The 23,229-nt window shown below is 59.0% G+C and carries 25 protein-coding genes and 2 tRNA genes; 4 read left to right on the forward strand and 23 right to left on the reverse strand.

All coding sequences use genetic code 11. The annotated features are described in order from the left end of the window. Positions 1-52: 52 nt before the first annotated feature. The 7 genes from nadC to ABV300_RS08640 form a co-directional block, all read right to left on the reverse strand. Positions 53-913, reverse strand: coding sequence for a carboxylating nicotinate-nucleotide diphosphorylase (gene nadC, locus ABV300_RS08610; protein WP_353714444.1), 861 nt, complete (start codon positions 911-913; stop codon positions 53-55). A 10-nt stretch (positions 914-923) separates the two neighbouring features. Then, complete coding sequence (nadB, locus tag ABV300_RS08615) at positions 924-2,456, reverse strand: L-aspartate oxidase (RefSeq protein ID WP_353714445.1); 1,533 nt, start codon at positions 2,454-2,456, stop codon at positions 924-926. 34 nt (positions 2,457-2,490) lie between these two features. Further along, complete coding sequence (gene yajC, locus ABV300_RS08620; protein ID WP_058439095.1) at positions 2,491-2,775, reverse strand: preprotein translocase subunit YajC; 285 nt, start codon at positions 2,773-2,775, stop codon at positions 2,491-2,493. A gap of 17 nt (positions 2,776-2,792) precedes the next feature. Then, positions 2,793-4,055 (reverse strand): tRNA (N6-isopentenyl adenosine(37)-C2)-methylthiotransferase MiaB, encoded by a 1,263-nt coding sequence (gene miaB / locus ABV300_RS08625; protein WP_353714446.1) that lies wholly within the window; start codon positions 4,053-4,055, stop codon positions 2,793-2,795. Positions 4,056-4,307: 252 nt separating this feature from the next. After that, positions 4,308-5,051 (reverse strand): hypothetical protein, encoded by a 744-nt coding sequence (locus tag ABV300_RS08630; RefSeq protein ID WP_353714447.1) that lies wholly within the window; start codon positions 5,049-5,051, stop codon positions 4,308-4,310. 197 nt (positions 5,052-5,248) lie between these two features. Further along, positions 5,249-5,340 (reverse strand) — tRNA-Ser (locus ABV300_RS08635). 124 nt (positions 5,341-5,464) lie between these two features. Beyond that, positions 5,465-5,629 (reverse strand): hypothetical protein, encoded by a 165-nt coding sequence (locus ABV300_RS08640; protein WP_353714448.1) that lies wholly within the window; start codon positions 5,627-5,629, stop codon positions 5,465-5,467. Positions 5,630-5,704: 75 nt separating this feature from the next. On the opposite strand from ABV300_RS08640, the gene rsfS reads away from it, so the two are divergent. After that, positions 5,705-6,079 carry a ribosome silencing factor gene (rsfS, locus tag ABV300_RS08645; protein WP_353714449.1) on the forward strand — a complete coding sequence of 125 codons (375 nt, stop codon included), beginning with the start codon at positions 5,705-5,707 and terminating at the stop codon, positions 6,077-6,079. 12 nt (positions 6,080-6,091) lie between these two features. Here the strand turns inward: rsfS and ABV300_RS08650 are convergent, their stop codons facing one another. The 8 genes from ABV300_RS08650 to ABV300_RS08685 all read right to left on the reverse strand — a co-directional run bounded on the left by ABV300_RS08650 (position 6,092) and on the right by ABV300_RS08685 (position 12,871). Then, a complete protein-coding gene (locus ABV300_RS08650) occupies positions 6,092-6,676 on the reverse strand; it encodes a YkgJ family cysteine cluster protein (protein WP_353714450.1) in 585 nt (194 codons plus the stop codon). A 37-nt stretch (positions 6,677-6,713) separates the two neighbouring features. Beyond that, entirely contained in the window at positions 6,714-7,598 is an 885-nt protein-coding gene (locus ABV300_RS08655) for a diacylglycerol kinase family protein (protein ID WP_353714451.1), read from the reverse strand. 80 nt (positions 7,599-7,678) lie between these two features. Further along, positions 7,679-8,098: a nucleoside-diphosphate kinase gene (gene ndk, locus ABV300_RS08660; RefSeq protein WP_353714452.1), complete on the reverse strand. Its 420-nt coding sequence runs from the start codon at positions 8,096-8,098 to the stop codon at positions 7,679-7,681. A gap of 61 nt (positions 8,099-8,159) precedes the next feature. Then, positions 8,160-9,539, reverse strand: a complete 1,380-nt coding sequence (tsaB, locus tag ABV300_RS08665; protein WP_353714453.1) for a tRNA (adenosine(37)-N6)-threonylcarbamoyltransferase complex dimerization subunit type 1 TsaB — start codon at positions 9,537-9,539, stop codon at positions 8,160-8,162. Further along, a complete protein-coding gene (gene tsaE / locus ABV300_RS08670) occupies positions 9,536-10,018 on the reverse strand; it encodes a tRNA (adenosine(37)-N6)-threonylcarbamoyltransferase complex ATPase subunit type 1 TsaE (RefSeq protein WP_353714454.1) in 483 nt (160 codons plus the stop codon). The genes tsaB and tsaE overlap by 4 nt, the downstream gene beginning before the upstream one ends. 72 nt (positions 10,019-10,090) lie before the next feature. Next, the gene (thiL, locus tag ABV300_RS08675; RefSeq protein WP_353714455.1) at positions 10,091-11,080 is read right to left on the reverse strand and encodes a thiamine-phosphate kinase; all 990 of its coding nucleotides are present in this window, start codon (positions 11,078-11,080) and stop codon (positions 10,091-10,093) included. Positions 11,081-11,285: 205 nt separating this feature from the next. Next, the gene (locus tag ABV300_RS08680) at positions 11,286-11,939 is read right to left on the reverse strand and encodes a PD-(D/E)XK nuclease family protein (protein WP_353714456.1); all 654 of its coding nucleotides are present in this window, start codon (positions 11,937-11,939) and stop codon (positions 11,286-11,288) included. 23 nt (positions 11,940-11,962) lie between these two features. Beyond that, positions 11,963-12,871 carry an ATP-grasp domain-containing protein gene (locus ABV300_RS08685; RefSeq protein ID WP_353714457.1) on the reverse strand — a complete coding sequence of 303 codons (909 nt, stop codon included), beginning with the start codon at positions 12,869-12,871 and terminating at the stop codon, positions 11,963-11,965. A 437-nt stretch (positions 12,872-13,308) separates the two neighbouring features. On the opposite strand from ABV300_RS08685, the gene ABV300_RS08690 reads away from it, so the two are divergent. From ABV300_RS08690 to ftsH, 3 genes are read left to right on the forward strand one after another with little or no spacing between them, the layout of a single operon-like run. Beyond that, positions 13,309-14,646, forward strand: a complete 1,338-nt coding sequence (locus ABV300_RS08690) for a lysine 2,3-aminomutase (protein WP_353714458.1) — start codon at positions 13,309-13,311, stop codon at positions 14,644-14,646. 44 nt (positions 14,647-14,690) lie between these two features. Beyond that, entirely contained in the window at positions 14,691-15,527 is an 837-nt protein-coding gene (locus ABV300_RS08695) for a TIM barrel protein (RefSeq protein ID WP_353714459.1), read from the forward strand. A gap of 59 nt (positions 15,528-15,586) precedes the next feature. Then, on the forward strand, positions 15,587-17,539 hold the full coding sequence (gene ftsH, locus ABV300_RS08700) for an ATP-dependent zinc metalloprotease FtsH (protein ID WP_353714460.1): 1,953 nt from the start codon (positions 15,587-15,589) through the stop codon (positions 17,537-17,539). 152 nt (positions 17,540-17,691) lie between these two features. Here ftsH and ABV300_RS08705 read toward each other — a convergent pair whose 3' ends face one another. The 8 genes from ABV300_RS08705 to ABV300_RS08740 all read right to left on the reverse strand — a co-directional run bounded on the left by ABV300_RS08705 (position 17,692) and on the right by ABV300_RS08740 (position 23,116). After that, complete coding sequence (locus ABV300_RS08705) at positions 17,692-18,663, reverse strand: polyprenyl synthetase family protein (RefSeq protein WP_353714461.1); 972 nt, start codon at positions 18,661-18,663, stop codon at positions 17,692-17,694. Positions 18,664-18,674: 11 nt separating this feature from the next. Next, entirely contained in the window at positions 18,675-20,351 is a 1,677-nt protein-coding gene (metG, locus tag ABV300_RS08710; protein ID WP_353714462.1) for a methionine--tRNA ligase, read from the reverse strand. 2 nt (positions 20,352-20,353) lie between these two features. Further along, complete coding sequence (locus ABV300_RS08715; RefSeq protein WP_058439059.1) at positions 20,354-20,569, reverse strand: hypothetical protein; 216 nt, start codon at positions 20,567-20,569, stop codon at positions 20,354-20,356. Positions 20,570-20,604: 35 nt separating this feature from the next. After that, complete coding sequence (gene rsmI, locus ABV300_RS08720) at positions 20,605-21,423, reverse strand: 16S rRNA (cytidine(1402)-2'-O)-methyltransferase (protein ID WP_353714463.1); 819 nt, start codon at positions 21,421-21,423, stop codon at positions 20,605-20,607. Between the two features lie 42 nt (positions 21,424-21,465). Continuing rightward, positions 21,466-22,182 carry a hypothetical protein gene (locus ABV300_RS08725; protein ID WP_353714464.1) on the reverse strand — a complete coding sequence of 239 codons (717 nt, stop codon included), beginning with the start codon at positions 22,180-22,182 and terminating at the stop codon, positions 21,466-21,468. A gap of 6 nt (positions 22,183-22,188) precedes the next feature. Continuing rightward, positions 22,189-22,584 carry a Rieske 2Fe-2S domain-containing protein gene (locus tag ABV300_RS08730; protein WP_353714465.1) on the reverse strand — a complete coding sequence of 132 codons (396 nt, stop codon included), beginning with the start codon at positions 22,582-22,584 and terminating at the stop codon, positions 22,189-22,191. A gap of 16 nt (positions 22,585-22,600) precedes the next feature. After that, positions 22,601-22,675 (reverse strand) — tRNA-Thr (locus tag ABV300_RS08735). A gap of 57 nt (positions 22,676-22,732) precedes the next feature. Then, a complete protein-coding gene (locus ABV300_RS08740; protein ID WP_353714466.1) occupies positions 22,733-23,116 on the reverse strand; it encodes a DUF302 domain-containing protein in 384 nt (127 codons plus the stop codon). Positions 23,117-23,229: the final 113 nt, after the last annotated feature.

Genomic DNA, 23,229 nt, shown 5'->3' on the forward strand with positions numbered 1-23,229 from the left:
GAAATCCCCGCCGGGTGCCCGGCGGGGATTTCAGCGATAACTGGCCGAGATTCTATTGCGCCGGGCGTCCGGTCACGAACGACAGGCTGAAATCGATGGACTTGGCAGAATGGGTAATGGCGCCGACCGAAATGACATCAACGCCGGTTTCAGCCACCGCCCGAACGTTATCCAGAGTAATGCCGCCTGAGGCTTCCAGCTTGATTGACGCCGGTACCATTTTGACCGCCTTTTTCATGTCCTCAACGGACATATTGTCGAGCATGATGATATCCGCTCCGCCGGAAATAGCCTGCTGCAACTGGTCCAGATTCTGAACCTCGATCTCGACTTTCATACCCCGCCCCCCCTGTTTGGCTTTGGCGATGGCATCGGCTATAGAGATGCCGCGGGCAGAGAGGGCTGTCAGGTGATTGTCTTTAATCAGGAGGCCGCTGGCCAGGTCCGGCCGGTGGTTCTGACCGCCGGCGGCGTAGACGGCGTATTTTTCCAGCAGGCGCAGGCCGGGCAGCGTCTTACGGGTATCGGAAATCTTGACATCCAGCCCTTTAACCTTTTCGATGTAAGCCGCGGTTGCCGTGGCGATGCCTGAGAGGTGAGACAGGATGTTTAAGGCCACCCGTTCCGTCTTCAGGATGCTGCTGACCCGGCCAGTGACCAGCAGCACCACATCCCCCGGCTTGACCCTGCCGCCGTCGGGCACGTTGACTTTGATCTGAAGCGTATTGTCCACTTTAAGGAAAGCGATGCGGATGATTTCAGCGCCGCAGACCATCGCCGCCTCCCGGGCGATGATGCCGGCGGTGCCGCCGAGGCTCGGCGGAATAACCAGTTCGGTAGTTTTGTCGCCGCGCCCGAGATCCTCGGATAGCGCAGTGTCGATGATCTGCTCTATTTGAACCTGGGTTGCCATTGTTACCTCCTTACCCGATGCCGATGAGTATGTGCCGGCGCCATTTTTCTGATGTCCAGGGGAAATCGGCGCGGTAGTGCGCCCCGCGGCTTTCTTCGCGGTACAGTGCCGCCTCAGCCAGCAGCCGGCCGCAGATTATCAGGTTGCGCAGTTCTTGTGATTCCCGGTCAACCGGTTGACCCGCAGCCGCCTGCCATGCTGCCAGGGTGGCCGCCAGTTCTTTGAGACCCGCGCCGTCCCTGACAATGCCGCCGTACCGCCACATCAAGTCCTGCAGCCGGCTTTTGTCAGGTAGTGATGTTACCTTATTAAGCTCGGCCGGGGCAAGCCTTCGGCGCTGCGCCGGGGTCATGCCAGCCGCCCTGCCGGCGCGGCCCGTATGCTCGACGATGCGGTGACAGAATACCAGGACCTCAAGAAGGGAATTGGAGGCGAGGCGATTGGCGCCGTGAACGCCGGTGCAGGACACTTCGCCGGCGGCGTATAAGCCCGGCAGGGAAGACGCCCCCCAGGCGTCCACCCTGACGCCGCCAATCATGTAATGAGCCGCCGGGGCCACCGGTATCAAGTCCCGGGTGATATCCAACCCGTATTCGCGGCACTGGCGGTAGATTTGCGGAAAGCGGGTCAGCACCAGCGCCGCCGGAAGGTGGCTGAGATCAAGAAACACGCTTGGCGCCGCGGTCCGGGTCATTTCAGACACGATCGCGCGGGAGACGATGTCGCGCGGGGCAAGTTCAGCCTTCTCATGATAATCGGTCATAAAGCGCCGGCCGTCGACGTTGCGCAGCAGACCGCCCTCCCCGCGGACCGATTCGGAGATAAGAAAAGGCGGCGCCCCGGCCAGTTTCAAAGCGGTGGGATGGAACTGGAAAAATTCCATGTCCATGACATCGGCTCCGGCGCGGTAGGCCAGGGCGACACCATCGCCGGTAGCTACTACCGGATTGGTGGTCAACGAAAATAGCTGGCCGGCGCCGCCCGAAGCCAGGATAAGGTGCCGGCAGGTGCAGGTCTCAAATTTCCTGGTGAGCGCCGACAGCGTCTTCAAGCCGGCTGCCCGGCCGCCTTCAACCAGGATCTCGGTGACCAGGGTGTGCTCGGCTACCCGAATCCCGGCGGTCCGCACCCTGGCAGACAGCGTTTCTTCAATGTGTCGGCCGGTGGCGTCGCCGCCGGCATGGAGAATTCGAGGCACGCTGTGAGCCGCTTCGAGGGTCAAAGCAACCTCTCCCTCGACGGTGTCGAACGGCACGCCCATCTCTATAAGATCCCTGATCCGCAGCGGCGCTTCCTCGGCCAGGATATGCACCATCGCCTCGTCGGACAGCCCGGCGCCGGCGCTGACCGTATCCTTAAAGTGGAGAGCGGCTGAATCGCCGGGGCCGATGGCGGCGGCAATGCCCCCCTGGGCATAACGAGTGTTGCATTCTTCGATGCTCCCCTTGGTGACGATCAGCACGCTGCCGCGGCGGTGAGCCAACAGGGCGCTGTACAGTCCGGCGATGCCGGAACCGACGATGATGAAGTCGTATGACGCCAATAGGCCTCCGTTGGGCTGCCTGAAAAGGCGGCGGTTATGGCTGAGCGGTTTCCTCTTCCTGCTGCTTCATAGCGATGCCGCCACGGACCAGGCGCAGCAGGTTTCCGGATTCGGTTTTGATAACTACGCTCTTCTCGTCGATGGCTTCGATCACCCCGAAGATGCCGCCGATAGTTATTACTTTATCGCCGCGCTTGAGTTCGGACAACATCTGCTGTTGAGATTTCTGACGCTTCTGCTGCGGCCGGATGATCAAAAAATAAAACATGATGAACATCAATACCATGAAGCCGATTAAGGTCACTGTGTCGTTGGTCATTTATTCTCCTTGCAGTATTAAGGCCGGATCTCAGCCGGCTCCGCCGCCTCGCCGCGAAGCGACCAGGGCCCGGCGCCGGTGATCCTCACATTTACAATTTGCCCTTTGAGATCCGCTTTGCCCTTGAAGAACACCAGTTTACCACGCCGTTCCCGGCCTCGCCACTGTGTATTATGCAAGTCCTCGACCAGCACCTCGACGGTCTGCCCGATGCAGGCTTCGTTTATCTGCCGGGCGATGCTCTCCTGGAGGACTTCGAGTTCGGCCAGCCGCCGCCCTTTCTCCATTTTACACACATCGTCGGGGTATTTTTCAGCCGCTTCGGTGCCCGGCCGCGGCGAGTATGCCGCCAGATGGACTGCATCGAACCTGAGTTCTTCCAGCAGCCTGCGGGTATTGCTGAACTGTTCCGCAGTTTCGCCGGGGAAGCCGACGATGATGTCGGTGGTCAGGCCAGCTACCGGCACCGCCTGCCGGATAGCGGCTGCGAGGCGTTTGTATTCACCGATAGTATAGCCGCGGCGCATGCGCTCAAGGACAGCGTCATCGCCGGCCTGCGCCGGCAAATTCAACGAAGGGCATACTTTTGAAAGGGTTGACATCGCTTCGATGAGCCGCTGGCTCATATCCTTGGGATGATTGGTCAGGAAACGGATACGGCACAGCCCGCTGACTGCATCCACCGCCGCCAGGAGATCGGCCAGATCCGGAGTCCCTTCCAGGTCGTGGCCCCAGGCATTGACGTTTTGCCCCAGCAGCGTCACCTCGCGGGCGCCGCGGCGTACCAGTTCCCTGACTTCAGCAACGATGGTTTCAAGCGACCGCGACCTCTCCCGGCCGCGCCGGTAAGGCACAATACAATAGGAACAGAAGTTGTCGCAGCCCTGAATAATAGGCACGTACTCGGCCACCGCTGGAGACGCCGGCAGTATGTCCGCTGGTAGTTCGTCGAGGAAATCCGGCAGCGATCCGGCACTGAAGAAGTGGTCTACCATGGGGTACTTTTTTTTCATTGCCGGGAGATTGTCTTCGACCATACACCCGGTCAAGACGACCCTGAGCGACGGCCGGCGCTGCTTCATCCGCCGCAGCAGCGCCAGGCGGTTAGTGATCCGGTCTTCGGCGCTGCCGCGCACGGCACAGCTTACCAACAGTACCAGATCAGCCGCTTCAGCTGTCCCGACAGGGAAAAAGTCTTTCTGCGCCAGCAGGCACTCCAACCTCTCGGCCTCGGCCTGGTTCATCTGGCAACCGATGGTGAAGATATGATAGCTAGGCATAAGGAATCATAAAGCTGTCGGTCATAGGCTGAGATAAGTCCCCGGTCTGAATCCTACTCAATCCGTTATCTGCAAGGTGAATATTTATATCTACACTATAACCGTAAACGCCTTTAGCACGGTACCGGTTAACGGGAACTTGTGAGACAGACCAACCGTCATTATAGACGTCGAACCGGCCGGCGACAATCCGGTAAAAAGCAAACGCCCTGCTCCGCCGGAGCAGGGCGTTTGCTCAGGGAGGGCGAAAGTTTATGATTTGACCGGGGTTTTTGACCTGGAGATAAACGAAGCGAAATCGAACACCGTTTTCGAATCAGGAAGTTCGGTATCCTCGGCTGAATCGTCGCTATCAGTTTCTTCCTGCGCCGCGGCTTTGGCAGATTCGGCAGCCGCTTTCACTGCGGGCATTTCGCTCATCTTATGCTTCTCGGTCTCCTCCGGCATCCCGGCGATACCCGGGAAAAGGTGCTGCGGGAAGCTTTCTGCTTCAATCTGCCAGTTCAGAATCAACTCATCAGCTATAGCCTGAGCTTTCTTTTCAGTCTGGACCGCCATCGCCCGCCGGATCTTCTCGGTAATAGCGGAACAAATTTCGTCGGCTACCCGGGCACCTTCATCACGGACGTTACGCTGCAGATCGGCCAGAATCCCTTGAAGGCGGTTGCGGTATTCTTTCATTGCCGCTTCCGACGCCCGTTGGGCTTCTAAACGCGCTTGAGAGGCTATCTGCTCGATCATCGAAGGCCCGTTTTTGATCGCGGCTTCAATACCCGCAGGTTTAATAGCTTCGGCGACTTCAGGACCGCCAACCGCCTTAACAACCTCATCGACGTTTAGGTCTTCAGTCTCTTCTTCAGTTTGCTTAGGCGCCGCTTGGGTGGAAGATTGCATCAGTTCGGTTACGTCTATCTTAGCCGGAGGCCGGACCACTTCAACAGCCTCGAGTTCTTCCTCTTTGGCGTCTTCAACTTTTTCAGCATTTTTCTTAACCATACCTTACTCCAACAAACTTTCTGTCACCGTCTCTATCCTAGCCCCCAACCAGAAATGTCACAATCCCCCTTTAGTACCGAATACGGCAGAAAATAGTACCGGAAACCGAATTGGCTGTTGATCCAATGAAAAACCCGATGGAGGCATGGATACTGAAACACATTCAAGTAGGAATGGCCGATGACATCGAGGCGTACTGGCGGAGGGAGGGAGATTCGAACTCCCGACCCCGGTTACCCGAGGCAAGCGCTTAGCAGGCGCCCGCACTAGACCACTATGCGATCCCTCCGGGAAAGGCAAGAACTGTAATATACCACACGGGCTGGGGCGCCTCAACCGGCAGGAGGTCAGGGTTGTCGCCAGGGGCCGCCGGAGCGCGCCTGCGGCGCCTCGCTTTCGGAGTCGGACTCATCTCAGCCTTGCCGCTGTTTGGCCATCCAGAAAAGGATATTGCCGATGACTCCGGTCACCAGCGCTGCCACGAATAAAGCCACTGAATCGCCGGCGATAACTGCGGCAAACATGCAGATAATCGCCGCCACAATCAGGATCAAGCCGCAAACCCTCATGAAAACCATAGAAAGCGCCTCCTCTCCGGGGCGGTTGTACCGCAGTACTTCGTCCCGGGTACCCTATGATATAATAAACGAACGTTGACTGACCACGCTGGAGGTACCCCGCTGGAAACCATTGAGATCGCCCGCCGCATCGCCGATATCGCCTCTGAAAAACAGGGGGCCGATATCGTCGTTACCGACGTACGCGGCCTGTCGCCTATCACTGACTACCAGGTAGTGCTCTCCGCCGACAATACCCGCCTGGCGCGAGCAATCCTGGATGAAGTCTCGGACAAGCTCAAAAAAGAAAGCGTCCGCCCGCTGCACACCGAAGGTCTCGGACCGGACCAGGACTGGCTGATCGTTGATTACGGCCCGGTGATGATGCATGTCTTCACTCCGGAGAAGCGAGCCCTATATGATTTCGACCGGCTGTGGCCGCAGGCGAAAACCGTCCTGGCTCTTCAATAACCGCCCCCGGCGCTAACGCGGTTTCGCCGGATCCAGCATGTCCAGCACCTTGACCGCCGTCACTCTGACGGCGTAGGCACATTCGGCTACCGGCTGCAGACAAGCCACGCCGTCATGGTTGTCGATGGTCGGCCAATTGCGGCAGGTCTGCGGTCTGATGTTATAGATGCGACACCGCCCGTTGCGTGGATTCCACCAGCGGCACGGGTGAGCATCTTTGATCCACCAGACGCCCTCCCTGAAGACAAAGAGGTCGGCTTTCTTCTGCTTCAACTCCCGGCTGATACGCTCGGCGTCCTCCGCGGAGACAATAATGCCCGAGGTCTGGGAGCAGCACCAGCCGCAGCCGGCGCAACCCTCCTTGAGGCGCTTCATCATCGCCTTGGAATCCTCGCCGACGACATCGACAAAAGCGATCATCTCACTCAGCCGGTCATCGGGCATTTTGCCAAATGCTTCCGGAAACTTGGCCCGCAGCAGCGCCGCCACTGCGCCGATAAACCGCTGGTATTTTTCCCCGTGGCGCTTGCGCTTCTGCTCGATGAGCGCCAGCACCGGAGCCAGATTAAATTCGCTTGCCTTATTCTCAGGACTCATGCGACGATGCCTTCCGCCCTGTTGGTGATTCGCGTATTCACTCGGGCACGATAAAGTTAATGGCCTGCGGCCGCACCAGGATGGTGACCGGAGTCGGACCGATAATATCGCCGTCGCCCTGGACCGCCATCCTCGGCTCGCTGGCAATCCGAATTGCCTTCCCTTCACCGATAAGCCTGATGGCGCGCTTTTTTCGCCGCAGCAGCACGTCCAGGACAGCCCCGGCGACAGTGGTCGGAGATAGCCGGGACAACCCCAGCACCTCCACTTTGCCGTCGTCGATGCGCGAGCCTTCGTGGAGGTGGTACTGCGGCGTCGCCAGCACGCCGTTGTTGGTAACGTGGATCTCGACCGCCCGGGTAGCCGAAGGCCGCCCGTCGATAGTGACCTCGTAATCCTGCGGCGAGGTCTTCAGCGTCGCCCTGGCCACGCCGACAACGTAAGAAGCCATGCCCAGCGCCGCTTTTTCTTTATCGTCCAGACAGTCCAGCGAAGCCGCAGACAGCCCTGTCGAGACATTCAGTAGATACAATCTGCCGTCGACATCCATGCCGTCAACCGCTTTAGTCCGGTTCGATAAGGCGGCCAGCCTGACCGCCCGGCCGGTGGTCAGCGGCACCCTGAGCAACCGCGCCAGGGTGTTGGCTGTACCGGCCGGAATGATAGCCAGCCGGTGCGGATGGCCGTATAAAAAAGAGGCCACCCGGCTGACTGTGCCGTCGCCGCCCACCGCTATGAAGTCGCGGTAGCCGGAGCCGAGCGCCCAATCCATCTCCGCCGCCAGTTGCGCCGCGTCTTCGATAAAATGAAACCGCAGCGGGATGCCCGCCCTGCTGAAGGTGCGGTCTAACTGGCGGCAGACACCGGGGCGGAAGCCGCCGGCTTTTTTAGACACCAGCGCCAGGTAGCCTTTACCGTTCATCTCTTCGGATGATTATAGCAGCGTTCCGGTCTCCGGCTAAAAAGCGGAGGAAGCCCGCCGCTTCCTCCGCCGAGATTCTTTCAGCGAGAGATAATTTCTTCGGGTTTGAAATACAGGCTGATCTCGATCGCCGCCGATTCCGGGGAATCAGAGCCGTGAACGGCGTTGCGCTCGATGCTCTCGGCAAAATCCTTGCGGATGGTGCCCGGCTCGGCGTTGACCGGGTTGGTGGCACCCATTGCCTTGCGCACTTTGGCCACCGCGCCTTCGCCCTCAAAGACCGCGGCCACCACCGGCCCGGAGGTGATAAAACCAACCACGCCGGCAAAAAAGGGCTTGGCCCGGTGCGCCTCGTAGTGCTTTTCCGCTAAAGCTCTGGGTATCTGCAGCATCTTGACCGCCACCAACTTGGCTCCGGTAGCCTCCAGCCTCGCCAGGATGGCGCCGGAACAGCCTTTAGCCACGGCGTCGGGTTTGACCAGAACCAGGGTTCTTTCCATCTATGCTCCTTAAATTATTCTGTCATTCTGAGGGCCTTCGGATGAACCACGAAGGACTTTTTCAGGGGCGACTTTCTTGGGCTGGCTTTTCCGCTTTTGAATTGATCAGGTCCAGCACTCTCGCCGCTTCGACTTCTTCGAGCGAACCAACCACCAGATCGGCTGCCAACAGCCGCGCCGCCGGCAGCGTATTGGTTACCGCAATGACCGCCATCCCGGCCCGGCGCGCCGCCTCGACTCCGGCCGCCGCATCTTCGATGACCAGGCAAGCCGCAGCCTGCAGTCCCAGCATTGATGCCGCCCTGATGAAGACCTCCGGGTCCGGCTTGCCCCTAGAAACCTGTGACCCGTCGACGGCGGCTTCGATGAACGGGCTGAGTTTCATCTCTTCGATGATCAGCGCCACATTGGCCGCCGGCGCCGAAGACGCGATCGCCTGCTTGAAACCGCCCTCTTTAAGAGAGCGCATCAGTTCCAGCACCCCCGGGAAAAACCGGGCGCCGCCGCGCACCATTTCCCGGTAAGCCTCTTCCTTTTCGCCGCTTATGCTCGCTACTTCAAAGCCCGCCGGCCGCTTCCCGGTGACGTGTTCGATGATATCATCATTGCGCCGCCCGAAGGTCTCGTCGAACTGCGCCCGGCTCATCAGGATGCCCCGTTTTTCCATGGCGTCCTTCCATGACCGGTAGTGCAGGTCGGCGGAGTCGATTATAACACCGTCCATATCCCAGATGACACCGCGGCCCGGCACCCCGGTCATATCCCTGGGTGTCCTGGGAAGCGTCACCTGCGGCCGCCGCAGGTACAGCGCCTGAAGCGAGGCGGCGCTGTCGGTTTCGCCCCTTTCCAGGCGTTCTATCGCTATCCGCCCCAGCGCCGCCGCCCGGGATACCTCTGCCTCACAGACGATATCCACATCAGGCCCTGACTCGCGCAGCGCTGAGATCAGGCGTTCGGGGATATCCCCGGTCAAAATAGTTAGGGGTTTAAGCGCGGCAATGAGTTCGCCGGCTGTCATCGCCTGTTCGCCGACACTTTTTTCCCAGGTACCACCGATTTCCTCGAAAACGGCAACGGCATAATCGTGTCCGAGCGGCAGAACTGCGGTAACCGGCCGGTTGGTGCCCGTGAACCGCCGCGCCTCAGCCTCCAGCGTTGAAACGCCGATCAGCGGCTTGCCCAGGGCGAAAGCAAACCCTTTAGCCGCCGCCATCCCTACCCGCACTCCGTTGTAACTGCCCGGGCCTTTGGTCACGGCCAGGGCATCAATTTCTTTAAAGCCGATCCCCGAATCCTTCAGGAGGGCATCGAGCCTCGGGTACATCTCGACCGTCTGGTTGTGCCTGGTCAACCAGCATATCTCGGCGACGACTTCGCCGCCCTTAACCAGTGCCAGCCCGGTGCGGCTGGTGGCGCAATCTATGGCTAAAACCGTCGTCATCGCCCGTCCCCAAATTTGGCCGCCAGATCGTTGAGTAGCTTGCGGTATCGTTCCCCATGAGCCTCAGCCCGCAGCCTCCGCCCCCTGGCGCCTTCCCCGTATTCCAGGTCAATGCGCAAATGGTCTTCCGGCCACAGCGCAGTCGCCCGGTCAGCCCACTCGACAACTGTCACCCCTCCGCCGAAGAGGTAGTCATCCAGTCCCAGGTCGGCGATCTCGGGCATCTTTTCGAGGCGGTAGAGGTCCAGGTGGTAAAGCTTCAGGCGTCCTTCCAATTCCCGCATCAACACAAAGGTCGGGCTCATGACGCTGCCCATGACCCCAAGCCCTTTGGCGATCCCCTGCACCAGCGTCGTCTTGCCCGCGCCCAAAGGCCCGGCTAAAAGAATGACGTCTCCAGGCCGCAACCCCTGGCCGATAGCCTGCCCTATCTTCCGCGTCACCGCTGCCGTCTTCGATTCAAATCTGATCGATTTCATCCTGATTCGCCCGGTTACATCGTAGGGGCGGGTCTTTGACCCGCCCGATGCTTCAGAATCTGTAGTTCTGGCCTAAAAATGCCGCCACCCGCCGCCTTCGATGTTCATCCTGCGGCCTCGGCTGTCCATAACTTCCAGTTTGCCGGCATGGCGGGTGATCTTGCCGATGACCGTCACCGGGCAGCCAGCGTCACTGGCCACCCTTTTGACAGCTCCGGCCTTGCCGGTGAACAGCAGTTCATAGTCTTCGCCGCCGGTGAGCGCCAACTCCAGCGACTTTGCGCCGCAGGTCGCCGTGGCGGCCGGGTTAACCGGAATCTTACAGGCTTCAATCCTCGCCCCCGTCCCGCTGGCCTCAAGGATGTGACCCAGGTCAGCCAGCAGCCCGTCGGAGATATCGATGGCACAGCGGATGCCGTGCTTGACCATGACTTTGCCTGCCTCCAGGCGCGGCTGCGGCCGCCAGAAGGCTTTCTTAAGAGCCTCGGCGTCCTGCCGGTCTATATTAATCGATCGGTAAGGCGTCTCCAGCGCCGCCGCCGCCCCGCCCAGGCTGCCGGTGACGGCGATCAGATCGCCGTTCCGCGCCGCGCCGCGCAGCAGCGTTTTGGATTTACCGGCCGCCTCCCCAACGGCGGTGATGTGCACCGCCAGTTTTTCGGCGCGGGAGATGTTGCCCCCGGCTATAATCGTTCCTGAAGCTTTGGCCAGTTGCAGCATCCCCCGGTAAAGCCTGACCACGTCGTCAAAGTCAGTCGAGGCCGGCAGGTTCAGCGATACCAGCGCGTATTTAGGCGTCCCGCCCATGGCGGCGATGTCCGAAAGATTGACCGCCAGCGCCTTCCAGCCCAGCGCCTCCCAGTCCAGGAAGTTCATCTCAAAGTGGATATCTTCAATCAGGCTGTCGGTCGTGGCCAGTTGGTATTTGCTCTTGAATTCGATGACCGCCGCGTCGTCGCCGATACCTGATATCAGGCTGTCCCAGTCCCCCGGTTCGACCTTTTTGATCTCTTCGATAATTCGGTCGATCAACCTGAATTCGCCCGTTTTGGAAGCATTCATATCACCGGATTATATCATATCGTTCGTTACAGGAAGTGTCGTGCGCATGCCATCGCCTCTCAGTCGTTGCACGGGGACTTTCCTTGAAAGAAAGGCGCGGTAATCTACTGTTTGACCTATATTGGGCGTGATAAATCGTGCAGGACCTCAGGTTTCATCCTAAGCACGACGAGAATATCCGGGCTTTAAAAGATACAGTCCCCATCTAAAACGGCATCTCCCTTTCTACTGGTAACTCATCCTCAAGTTCGATCTTCTCCGGGCAGTCGGCGCGTGTCAGGTCACAGAAGCGACACTCCGCGGCGGACGGCGCCCGCCGCGGCGGCTCTTGAGCCTCCAGGATGTTGAGAAAATAGGTCACCCGGTCCTGAAACTCTTTATCAATTGCCGTTGCCGGGATCGGCGTCCTGGAGCCCTGGTACACCACGCAGCCGGAGAGCTTCTTGCCCTTGTATACCGGAGAGCCGTAAGGCAGCATCAGCATATAGAGCATTACCTGGATAATGTCAGAATGCCGCGGAGAACCGGTCTTGATGTCGTACACCGTCGCTCCGCCGCTGTGGTCGAGGGCGATGACGTCCGGTTTACCGGAAACGACCGTCCCGCTCTTTCGAGTCACCCGGAACTGGTTCTGGTCTTCCTTAAACACCGCCGCCGCGCCGGCGCATTCCCGGCATAACTCGTCGAGACACTGGTTGTGGGCCACCATCCAGGCCGCCGCCTGGAAATCGGACGGCGCTTTTACGTAGCCCATGTATCGGGCGCGGAAATGCGCCGCCCAATGGCACTGAACCTCGCCGGCCATTAGTTTAGCCAGCCAGGTCACCCAGACATAGAGGCCGGGACGAGCGACGGTCATAGCCGGATTATAACACGCCCTTCCTAGGGCATCCCTTTCCACGGCAGCCTTTGCGCCGCCAGCTCGATCATACGGCGCCCGAAGTCGCCATAGCTGCAGCCGATGTGCTCGGCTGCCATGATGGTGCTGGTGTCAGGGCTGATATCGCAGTTGGGATTGACATCTATGATGTAGAAGACGCCGTCCTTCATCCTCAGGTCAATCCGGGCATAATCGCGGCAGCCGGTCACGGTGTAAGCGGACCGGCACACCCGATCCAATTCGGCGGCCTCCTCCTCGCTCAGGACGGCGGGCAGTATCGTCCTGATATTCTGGTAGGAGATCGAATCTGGCACAAATTTAGCCTCATAACTGCATATCCGGTCGTGCTGATCGTTGAACATGGAAAACTCCATCTCGGCGGGCGGCAGCACGTCAATCTTATGGTTTCCCCAGAGTGAAACATGAAATTCTCGGCCGTCGATGAACTCTTCCACCAAAACCGGTTGCCGGTACCGTTCGACGATATACTCGACCCGCGCCTTCAGCTCAGCCTCGTTCAGGCAGACGGCGTCGCGGTCTATCCCCTCGCTGCAATGCTCCGCGGAGGGCTTGACGATGGCCGGAAAGCGTTGCCAGCAGACCGCGGAGGCTGTGGTAAAAGCCTGCCAGACGGGTGTGGGTAAAGCTTTTTCGTCAAGAAGTCTTTTGATGCTACGTTTATCCTGGGCCAGTGCCAGGCTGGCGGCGCTCGCTCCGGTGAACGTGAAACCGGAACGTTCAAGCTGCGCCGCGACCAGCCACTCGCTATGGGGAACCCCGGGCAGACCTTCGCACCAGTTGAGGACAATGTGGTCGAGCGGGCTGAAATCCTTGAGTTTTGTTTCGAGATCGGCGTGAGTTACAGGAACCGGAACTGGACCGCAACCGGCCTCGGCAAGGGCTTTGACCAACGCCTCCGCTGCCTCTGTCGCGGTGCGCTGTTCCTCTGCCGGCCATGTCAGATCGAGATTGTATAGGAGCACAACGGGATGTTTGAATCTACGGCTGGTTAAGAGCAATGGAACATTCCCGAGCCCAACTTTGCATCCTCCGGCGCTGTGGTATAATTAACCGTTCACGGTCCCAGAGTATCCGGCTGGTTCCGGCAGCGCCTGAATCTGAAATAGGCGGCTGCCAGGCCGATTGGCCGAATATGGCGGCATTTTATCCCATAAAGCATCCTTTAATCAATCCACTGCGCTACCGCGCTCCTTTAATAATCTGATATCGCCTCACTGTCCCGTCCCGGTCTTTTTAGCTGAAAACAGGCGCCAGGTTCTTGACCTGTTTCCTTGTTTTCGACCGCCTCTTGACCGGGGACCATTCACTATAAAGGGAGGTATTCACTATGAAATACCAGTCATACGACATCAATAATTTCAGGAACATCCCTCAGGTGGCTGAAGCCCTGTCAGAGCAACAGAAAAGAGACATCGAGATCGTCGGCTCGGTGCTGCCGTTCAAGACTAATAAATACGTCGTCGAGCAATTAATCGATTGGTCAAAAGTCCCGGATGATCCTATGTTTATCCTGACCTTTCCGCAAAGGGGCATGCTCTCCCCGGAGCATTTTGAAACTGTGGAGAAGCTGATCGATGCGGGAGCGGCAAAAACGGAGATCACTGCGGTCGCCAACGAGATCAGAGCGTCGCTTAACCCGCACCCCGCGGGGCAGCTTGATCTCAACACCCCCGTCTGGTGCGGCCGCGAACTCCACGGTTTTCAGCATAAATACCGGGAGACGCTGGTCTTTTTCCCGGGGCAGGGACAGACCTGTCACGCTTATTGCACCTTCTGTTTCCGCTGGCCGCAGTTCGTCGGCATTAAGGACTTAAAAATCTCCAGCAAGGAGCCGCAGACGCTGGTTGATTATGTGGCTGCCAATCCACAGATCACCGACGTGCTTTTCACCGGCGGCGATCCGCTGGTAATGAAATCGAGGATACTCGCCGCCTATATCAAGCCGCTCCTGGATGCTGAAATACCTCATCTGCGCAATATCCGCATCGGTTCCAAAGCCCTCTCGTACTGGCCGCAGCGGTTCCTGACCGACGATGATTCGTCGGAGCTGCTGAACCTGTTCCGGGAAGTGAAGATCGCCGGCAAACACCTGGCCTTCATGGCTCACTTCAACCATCCGGCTGAACTAAAAGGGGAAGCGGTCAGGGCGGCCATAGACCGTATTAACGATACCGGCGCAATCATCCGGACGCAATCCCCTTTGCTCCAGCACATCAATGATTCGCCTGAGGCTCTGGCGGAGATGTGGCGGGCGCAAGTGGCTCTGGGCTGTGTTCCATATTACTTGTTCATCGCTCGGAATACCGGAGCGCAGCAGTATTTTTCCGTGCCGCTGGTCAAGGCATGGCAGATCTACCGTGAAGCCTATCAGCAGGTCAGCGGTATTTGTCGCACCATACGGGGACCGGTGATGTCATGCCTTCCCGGCAAGATTCAGGTACTGGGCGCGGCGGAAGTTCAAGGGCGGAAAGTAATGGCTTTCCGCATGATCCAGGGCCGGAATCCGGACTGGATCGGCCGGCCGTTCTTCAGTGAATACGACGACAGCGCGGTCTGGTACCGCGACTTGAAGCCAGCCTTTGGCGACAGCAGGTTCTTTTTCCAGGACGAACTGGACGGGATGATGACTGCCGCCGCTGAGTGCGAGGCTGATAATCTGGAGTGACTGAAAAGCTGACGGCTGATGGCTGAAAGCTGATATACTTAGATATGCTCCGCTTCGGCACCGCCGGTATCCCGGCCTCCACCAAAGCCACCGGCGATACCGTGGCCGGCCTGAAGCGCGTCGCTGAACTTGGTCTTTCCGGAATGGAGATCGAGTTCGTCCGCGGTATCTATTTGAAGGACAACACCGCCGCGCCGGTGGCCTATGTCGCCAGGAAACTCGGCCTGAGGCTGTCCTGCCACGCGCCCTACTACCTGAACCTTAACCACGCCGATGAAACGCGCCGGCGCCAGGCCGGGGGCGTGCTGCACCATGCCGCCCGGATGGCCGCCGCCGCCGGAGCCGAGACTATCGTTTTTCATGCCGGCTACTATTTGAAGGACTCCCCGGAGGCGGTTTACGATGTCATCAAGGCCGAAATCGAAACAGTCCTGGGCAAATTGCGCGATGAGGGGGTGAAAATCACCCTGCGGCCGGAACTGGCGGGCAAGACCTCCCAGTTTGGGAATCTGGCCGAACTCATCCGCCTGTCTAAGGAAATGCCAGGCGTCTCCCCGGCGGTCGATTTCGCCCACCTCCACGCCGCCACCGGCCGTTACAACTCCTACGCCGAGTTCGCGGAGGTGCTGGAGCGGCTTGGGGAGGCGCTGGGACGGGAATCCCTTGACGATCTCCACCTTCACGTGTCGGGGATCGAATACCGCGGCAGCGGCGAGCGGCGGCATCTCAACCTTCAGGAGTCGGACTTCCACTACGAAGAACTGCTGCAAGCTCTGGCCGACGTCAAAGCCGGCGGCTTGCTCATCTGCGAAAGCCCCAATATCGAGGAAGACGCCTTGCTGCTGCAGAGCGTTTTCCGTGATTTGTCGCCAAAAGTATAATGCTTTGGTATAATATTCTGTAAACTTTTTTCAAAGTTTAGATTCCGGTTTGAGGCAACATGAAATTTAACTGGAAGCGCACCACCATTGCTTATGTCGTCATGCTGGTCGCCAGCATCATCATCTTTGCCATCCTCCTCCCTAATACCCAGGACCAGCCGGAGGAGGTGGCGCAGAGCGTCCTCGTCGCCGAAACCCAGGCAAATAACGTCTCTGAGATCACCGTCGAAGGCGAACGCATAGACTTCATCACCCGGGACAACCCGCCGAGGGAGCTTTTCACCTATAAGGAGCAGTTGACCTCGATCTACGACATCCCCGGCATCGAACTTAGCGGTGTCGCTGAGGTTAATATCAAGGGTTCCTCCGGCTTCGACTGGGGTTCCATCCTGATCAACCTCATCCCGATACTATTCATCGGCGGCATGATCATCTTCCTGTTCAGCCAGGCGCGCGGCGCCAACAACCAGGCCATGAGCTTCGGCCGCTCCCGGGCCAAGCTCTTCAACGTCGATAAGCCGACGACCACATTCGAAAACGTAGCCGGCGTAGATGAGGCCAAGCAGGAAGTCCAGGAAATCGTCGAGTTTTTGAAATCGCGCGAGAAGTTCCAGGCTCTCGGCGCCCGCATTCCCAAAGGCGTCCTTTTAATCGGCTACCCCGGCACCGGCAAGACGCTGCTCGCCCGGGCCATCGCCGGCGAGGCTGGCGTGCCCTTTTTCTCCATTTCCGGTTCGGAGTTCGTGGAGATGTTTGTCGGCGTCGGCGCCTCCCGCGTCCGCGACCTGTTCGAGCAGGCCAAGCGCAACGCCCCGTGCATTATTTTCATCGATGAGATCGACGCCGTCGGCCGCCAGCGCGGCGCCGGCCTGGGCGGCAGTCACGATGAGCGCGAACAAACACTTAACCAGATCCTGGTGGAAATGGACGGCTTTGAAGCTAATACCACCATCATTGTCATTGCCGCCACCAACCGCCCGGATGTCCTCGACCCGGCGTTGCTGCGGCCCGGCCGCTTCGACAGGCGGGTGGTGCTGGACATGCCTGACCTGAACGGGCGCCTGGCAATCCTCAAGATCCACGCCAAGGGCAAACCCCTGGCGGACGATGTCAACCTGGAGAACCTGGCCAAGCAAACCATCGGCTTCTCCGGCGCCGATCTTTCCAACCTGATGAACGAGGCCGCCATTTTAGCCGCCCGTGCCGATAAAAAAGCCGTCGAGATGTCAGACCTCGAGGAGTCGATCGACCGGGTCATCGCCGGGCCGGAGCGTAAAAGCCGCAAAGTCTCGGCGCATGAGAAAGAGATCACCGCCTATCATGAAGCCGGTCATGCCCTTGTAGCCCGGATGCTGCCCCAGGCTGACCCGGTGCACAAAATCACCATCGTTGCCCGTGGCATGGCCGGCGGCTACACCAAGCAGTTGCCCGCTGAGGACCGCTATATAGCCACCGATTCTCAGTTCAAGGCCAAGATCGCCATCTCCATGGGCGGCCGCATCGCCGAGGAGATCATGTTCGGCGAGATGTCCACCGGCGCTTCCCAGGATTTCAAAGAAGCCACCAACCTAGCCAAGAAGATGGTCACCTCCTACGGCATGAGCGAAAAACTCGGGCCGCGCACCTTCGGCAGCAAGGAAGAAATGGTCTTCCTTGGCAAGGAAATTCACGAACAGCGCGACTACGGCGAGAAAACCGCCGATCTCATTGACCAGGAAGTCGAATCCATCATTCAAACCGCTTACCAGACGGCGCGCACCATTCTGGTGGATAACAAAGCCCGTTTGCAATACATCGCCGAACACCTGATGGCCGAGGAAACACTGGAAGGCGACGGCCTGGAAAAACTGTTCACCGAGCCTCTGCCGCCGCCCGGCTCGCCGCCGCCCGCAGCTCCAGCCGCGGTTATAACAATCGAACCTGCGGTGGAAAAACAGGCCCAACCGGCACTTAAGGCGAAGGAGAAACCCGCCGAACCCGGTACCGCAGCTCCCGGTTTCGCCCCCGCCTGACCGATCCGTAAATAAAAAAAGGCGCCCCTTCCAAAGGGGCGCCTTTTTTCGAATAACGCGCTACGGATACACTACCGGGCGTTCAGCCCTGCCTGGCAGAGAACTAGGCCGTACCCGGTGAAAGAACGGCTAACCTCCCCTTGGGCATCGGTCTAATTCCGCCGCCGCACCAGATAATCAGCCAGCGCCGAGAGGCCGCGGCGGCAGGCGGTGTCGGGCAAACCTTCGAGCAGGCTGACCGCCTTGCCGGAGTAACTCTCCGCCAGCTTGTAGCTCTCTTCTATCAGACCTTCGGTTTTTATCAATTTGATTGCCCGGGCGATATTGCCTTCCCGGTCTTTGCCGGCTAAAAAGTCTGATACCGGATTGTCGCCCGGGTGTTTTTGGATTAAAAGCAGTGCCGGCAGCGTCACCGTGCCATGCCGCAGGTCGGAACCCACCGGCTTGCCAAGTTCGGCCTCGGTGCCGATGAAGTCCAGGATATCGTCGACGATCTGGAAAGCCAATCCCAGGTTGTAGCCGTATCCGGCCAGAGCCTCAATCTGCGCCTCGGTGCCGCCGGCCAGAATGGCTCCGGACTCCGCCGACATCTTGAGGAGAGCCGCTGTCTTGCCGGCGATGCGCTGCAGGTATTTCTCCATACCCTGATCTGACGAATAGATATCGCGCGCCTGCCGCAGCTCGCCTACGGCGATGATGCCCAGCGTCTGGGAAAAGAGCTTGGTAACCCGCAGGTTGTCGGTCGAGGCGGCGAACTCGCCGGCCCGGGCGAAAAGAAAGTCACCCAACAGGATGGCTTTTTCGGTCCCCCAAAGCTTGTTCACTGTCAGCCGCCCCCGCCGGGTGTCGGCCCGGTCTATGGCGTCATCGTGCACCAGCGTCGCTATATGCATCAGTTCGTTGGCGGTAGCCATATTGAGTATCTTTTTAGACTGCCCGTCGACGCAGCTTCCGGCCATGAAGGTCAGTGCCGGCCGGAGAATTTTACCGCCCACCAGGATATGGAGCAGCATATCGTGAAGCTCGGGAAACTCGGCTTTCCAGTAGTCGGCCAGATCCTTGAAGTTGGTCTCGACATCGGCCAGATCTCGGGCAACCGGGGCGTAAAGAGTCTTCAGGTCCAAATCGTCGCTCGCTACTTAGTTGGCAATAGGCCGAGGCGTGACATCTCTTCATCAACAACCGAATCGTCGAGTTTGATGAAGAGGGCTTCCGGCGGGTTTAAAGGCGCTTCGGGCACCGGTCGCCGCAGCTGCCAGCCGTCAGCCTCAACGCTGCCGCCGTAACCCAGAAAGCGGTGCAGCTTCTCCGAACTGAATGGCAGGAACGGATAGAAAGCGGTGCGCAGGCCGGAAATGACACAGAGCGCGGTATACAAAGCCGCGGCCGCAGCGTTCTTATCAGTCTTGACCGCCTTCCAGGGTGATTTCTCATCCAGATAGCGGTTGGCCTCGGCGGCCAGGGCCATAGCCGTCTTGATGGCTTCCTTGAAGCGGCAGGCATAGAGCAGCTCGTCCATTGTCCGGAGCGTTTCTTCGGTCCGGTCGATAATACCCGCCGACCGTTCATCGAGATCGCCGGGCTGGGGCACTTTTCCCTCGAAATGGCGCTGGAGCATTGAAAGCACCCGGTTGACCAGGTTGCCGTAAGTGGCTACCAGTTCGTCGTTGTTGCGCCGGACGAACTCGCGCCAGGAGAAATCTGTATCCGACGTATCCGGCATGTTGACCGACAGAACGTAGCGTAACGCGTCGGGCTGGTAGCGGGAGAGGAAGTCTTCCAGCCAGATGGCGATATTCTTGCTCTTGGATAACTTCTGCGCTTCGACGGTCAAAAACTCGTTCGATGGCACGTCGTAAGGCAGGTTCAGCCCTCCGTAGCCCATGAGCATGGCCGGCCAGATGATGGTGTGGAAGGGAATGTTGTCCTTGCCGATGAAGTAATAGCTCCTGCACTCTTCCTGCCAGAACTTCCGCCACGCCTCTGGGTCGCCCGATCCCTGGGCCCATTCCTTACTGGCTGAAAGGTAGCCGATAACCGCCTCGAACCAGACGTAGATGCGCTTATCTTCATAACCCGGCAGCGGCACCGGGATGCCCCATGTTATGTCCCGGGTGATCGCCCGGTCGCGCAAACCTTCTTCGAGGTAGCGCCGTGTGAAGCGCTGGACGTTAGGCCGCCAGTGGTCAACATTTTGATTGACCCACTCAAGCAGGGTTTGCTGAAAGGCCGATAGCCGCAGAAAGAAATGCTCCGTGTGCCGGAATTCCGGCGGCGCGCCGCACAGCTTGCAGCAGGCATTCAGCAGGTCGGCCGGGTTCATAGGCTTGCCGCAGGCATCGCACTGGTCGCCGCGGGCACCGGGCAGCTTGCACGACGGGCAGACACCTTCGACATATCGGTCGGGCAGGAACCGCTTGCACTTGGTGCAGTAAGGCTGCGATACGATATCCTTGTAGAGATAGTCTTTGTCGAGCAGCCTCAAGAAAATATCCTGGACCACCGCGGCGTGGTTGGCTGTGCCGGTGTTGGTGTACAGGTCGAAGGTGATGCCCAAGGCTGCCCAGCTATCCACGAATTTCTGGTGAAAGAAGGCCGCCACCTCAGCCGGGGACTTGCCCTCGGCCTCGGCCCTGATGGTTACCGGCGTGCCATGCTGATCGGATCCGGAGACCATCAGCACTTCGTTTCTCTTTGTCCGATGATACCGGGCGAAAATGTCCGGGGGCAGGTAAGCCCCGGCCACGTGCCCCAGGTGCAGGCGGTTGTTGGCGTAAGGCCAGGCCACGCCGATAAAGATGCGTTCCGACATATCTACGGCAGGAAAGTCAGCGTACGTTCGCCCTTCTCATCCCGGTAGTGGGCGTAGCCCTTGGTCAGAGCGCACTCCACGCAGTAGCGCACCGAGTTACCCTTGGGTACCTCCTCCCCGTCCTTCTCATCCACCACCAGGTAGCGTTCGGGGTAGCCGACTATCCGGCCGCAAACGTCACATTTGATATTGCCTAATGAAATACATCCGCGTCGCATTATGTCCTCCGAAAATATCCCTGTATTATAAACGTTTAGCCCAATTCAAGCCAAGCACCATAGATCTCCTTGCGCGAGAGGCCGCTGTCCGATGCCACTTCGTCGACCGCGTCCCTGGCGGTAATTCCCTTCGCTTTCATCAACCGCAGCCGGTTAATGACGGTCTCGTCGAGCACCGGCTCTCGCTCGGCCGTTTTCGCGCCTTCGACCACCAGGACAAACTCTCCTCGAGGCTCGGTGAAATGTTCGAGCGCTTCCGACAACCGGCCGCGGAAGACCTCCTCGTGGAGCTTGGTCAGCTCGCGGCAGACAGCCGCTTTGCGGTCGCTCAGCGACTCGATCAGGGCCGCGAGTGTCGCCCGCAGCCGGTGCGGCGCCTCCAGAAAGACCAGCGTCGCCTGGTCAGCCGCCAGCTTCGCCAGCACTGCCGAGCGCTCTCCGGCCTTTCTCGGCAGGAAGGCGACGAACCTGAACTCCGCGGCGGGTAGGCCGGATACCGAGAGCGCCGCCATGACCGCCGAAGGTCCCGGCACTGCTTCTACCAGGAAACCCCGGCCGATAGCCGCGGCGATTAGTTCGGCCCCCGGATCGGCGATACCTGGCGTGCCGGCGTCCGATACCAGCGCCACATCGCCTTTTTCGAGCTGGCCGAGGATATAATCCAGCTTGGACAGCTTGTTATGCTCGTAATAGCTGGTCAGCGCCTTTTTAATGCCCAATGCGTTTAGAAGCTTCAGGGTGCGGCGGGTGTCTTCGGCGGCGATGAGGCTGGCATCCCTGAGCACCCGCATGGCTCGGACGGTGATGTCTTCGAGGTTGCCGATAGGCGTGGCCACCACGTAGAGCGTCGGCACGGTTACCTCCGGCCCGGACAACAGGGTGTTACGGCGGGCAAATTATTCGGCTTCGTCGGGATCTAAATCCGGTTCGGCTTCAGTTGACTCGGCCGCGGTAGCCGGCGGGCTGGACACGATAGCCGCCGCCCGCTCCCTGCCCCGCTTTTTTGGCTCAAGTTCGTCGACAACATTCCTGAGGGCGGCGGTATCGATCTTGTTGGCGTCAACGACGATGCCGGTGATGCCGCGGTCCCACAGCGCCTGGAGTTTGGCCTTATTATAGATTACCGGTAACCGTAGCAGAAGCGGCTTGCCGCACAGGTCTGTCAGGCGCTGGACGAAGAGAAGATCGCGGTAGACCAGACTCTCGCCAAGCTCGGCTTCGGCTATGAAAGCCGCGGCGTCAAGGCCGCCCAGCGCTCGCAGCTGGCCGTCGGAGAGGTCGCCGCAGATCCGGAAAAGGCGCGCCATATCGTCAGCGGTGTCGATGATTGACCCGTCGAGATCGAGAACGATGAAATCGCAGCCGCTATGCTCGGTTTCCCGGCCGACGGCGCAACCTCGCAGCATGCCCGATTTCTCGGTTTCGCAGCGGCAGGGAGCCGCCACCACCACAGCGTCGGCACCGGGGAGTTCAGTGCCCTTGACCATGCCCGAGGCCTCAGCCATGATGAACAGGCGTGGTTTGGCGGCCTGGGCGTACTTGCCGAAACCCATCTGCGGTTTGCTGCCGCGGACGATCTTGTCGAGTTGTTCGCTGAATCGGTTTGCCATCATCAAATCCTATACGATTTTAATCTCAAGCCGGCCGCCGTTCTCTTTAACTTGGTAGCGCTTGATATCATGTTTGGCCGGGCCGGATAACGGCTTGCCTTCATAGCTGAACGTGGAATGGTTGACGCTGCAGCACTTGAGTTTGCCTTCCCCGGGTACCGGGTCTATCTTGCGGTGGCCGTGAGTGCAGCTGTTTTCGTAAGCGTAAAGCTTGTCATCGTCTCCGCGGACCACCAGGAACGGTTTAGCCAGTCCCTTGCCTCTCAAATAGACTCCCCCGCCTTTAATCGCTAGCTGCGGCGCCGCCTTCAGATCTATCCAGACCTTACCGTCGCTTTTCTCCCAGGCCGCCACGGCCAGGGGTTTGGTTTCACAGATACCCAGAATAGCTTTAAAGATACTCACGCGACCTCCGAATCGGTGGAGCCAGCGAGAGGATTCGAACCTCCGGCCAGCGGTTTACGAAACCGCTGCTCTACCACTGAGCTACGCTGGCGTGTAAGCCGTAATTATAACTCAACAAAGGAAGCCCGAGCAATTGATGAAGGGCTGTTCAAATGCTGGCCACCGCACGCTGCAACCTGGTCTCGACCTCATCGGCCAGCGGTTTCAACGCCGGATTCCCGGTCATGCTCATGGCCAGGGTTGGCCGGATGGCCGACACAAAAACCGCCCCGCCGCCCTCGTAGACGATGACGTTGCACGGCATGAACAACCCTATGTCACGCTCGGCCAGGAGCGCTTTGTGGGCGAACGGCGGATTGCAGGCGCCCAGGATGATATAGTTATCGAAATCAGTCCCCAGTTTTTCTTTAACCGTTTTTTTTACATCGATCTCAGTTATAACCCCAAAGCCTTCCTTCTTAAGTTCCGCCCTGACTTTAGAGACGACATCGTCAAATGCACCCGTCACTCGTCTTTTATATCCGTATTCCATGTGAGCCCTCCTCAAGACAATAATACAGCGGCGGCGGCTGTATCAATAAATCTTAAGCGTTAAGGGGAGTAAACCGAAGGTCCAGTTCGATGCGCAAGTTGAAACGCGGTCTG

This window comes from Dehalogenimonas sp. 4OHTPN, from assembly GCF_040448695.1.
Taxonomy (GTDB): domain Bacteria; phylum Chloroflexota; class Dehalococcoidia; order Dehalococcoidales; family Dehalococcoidaceae; genus Dehalogenimonas.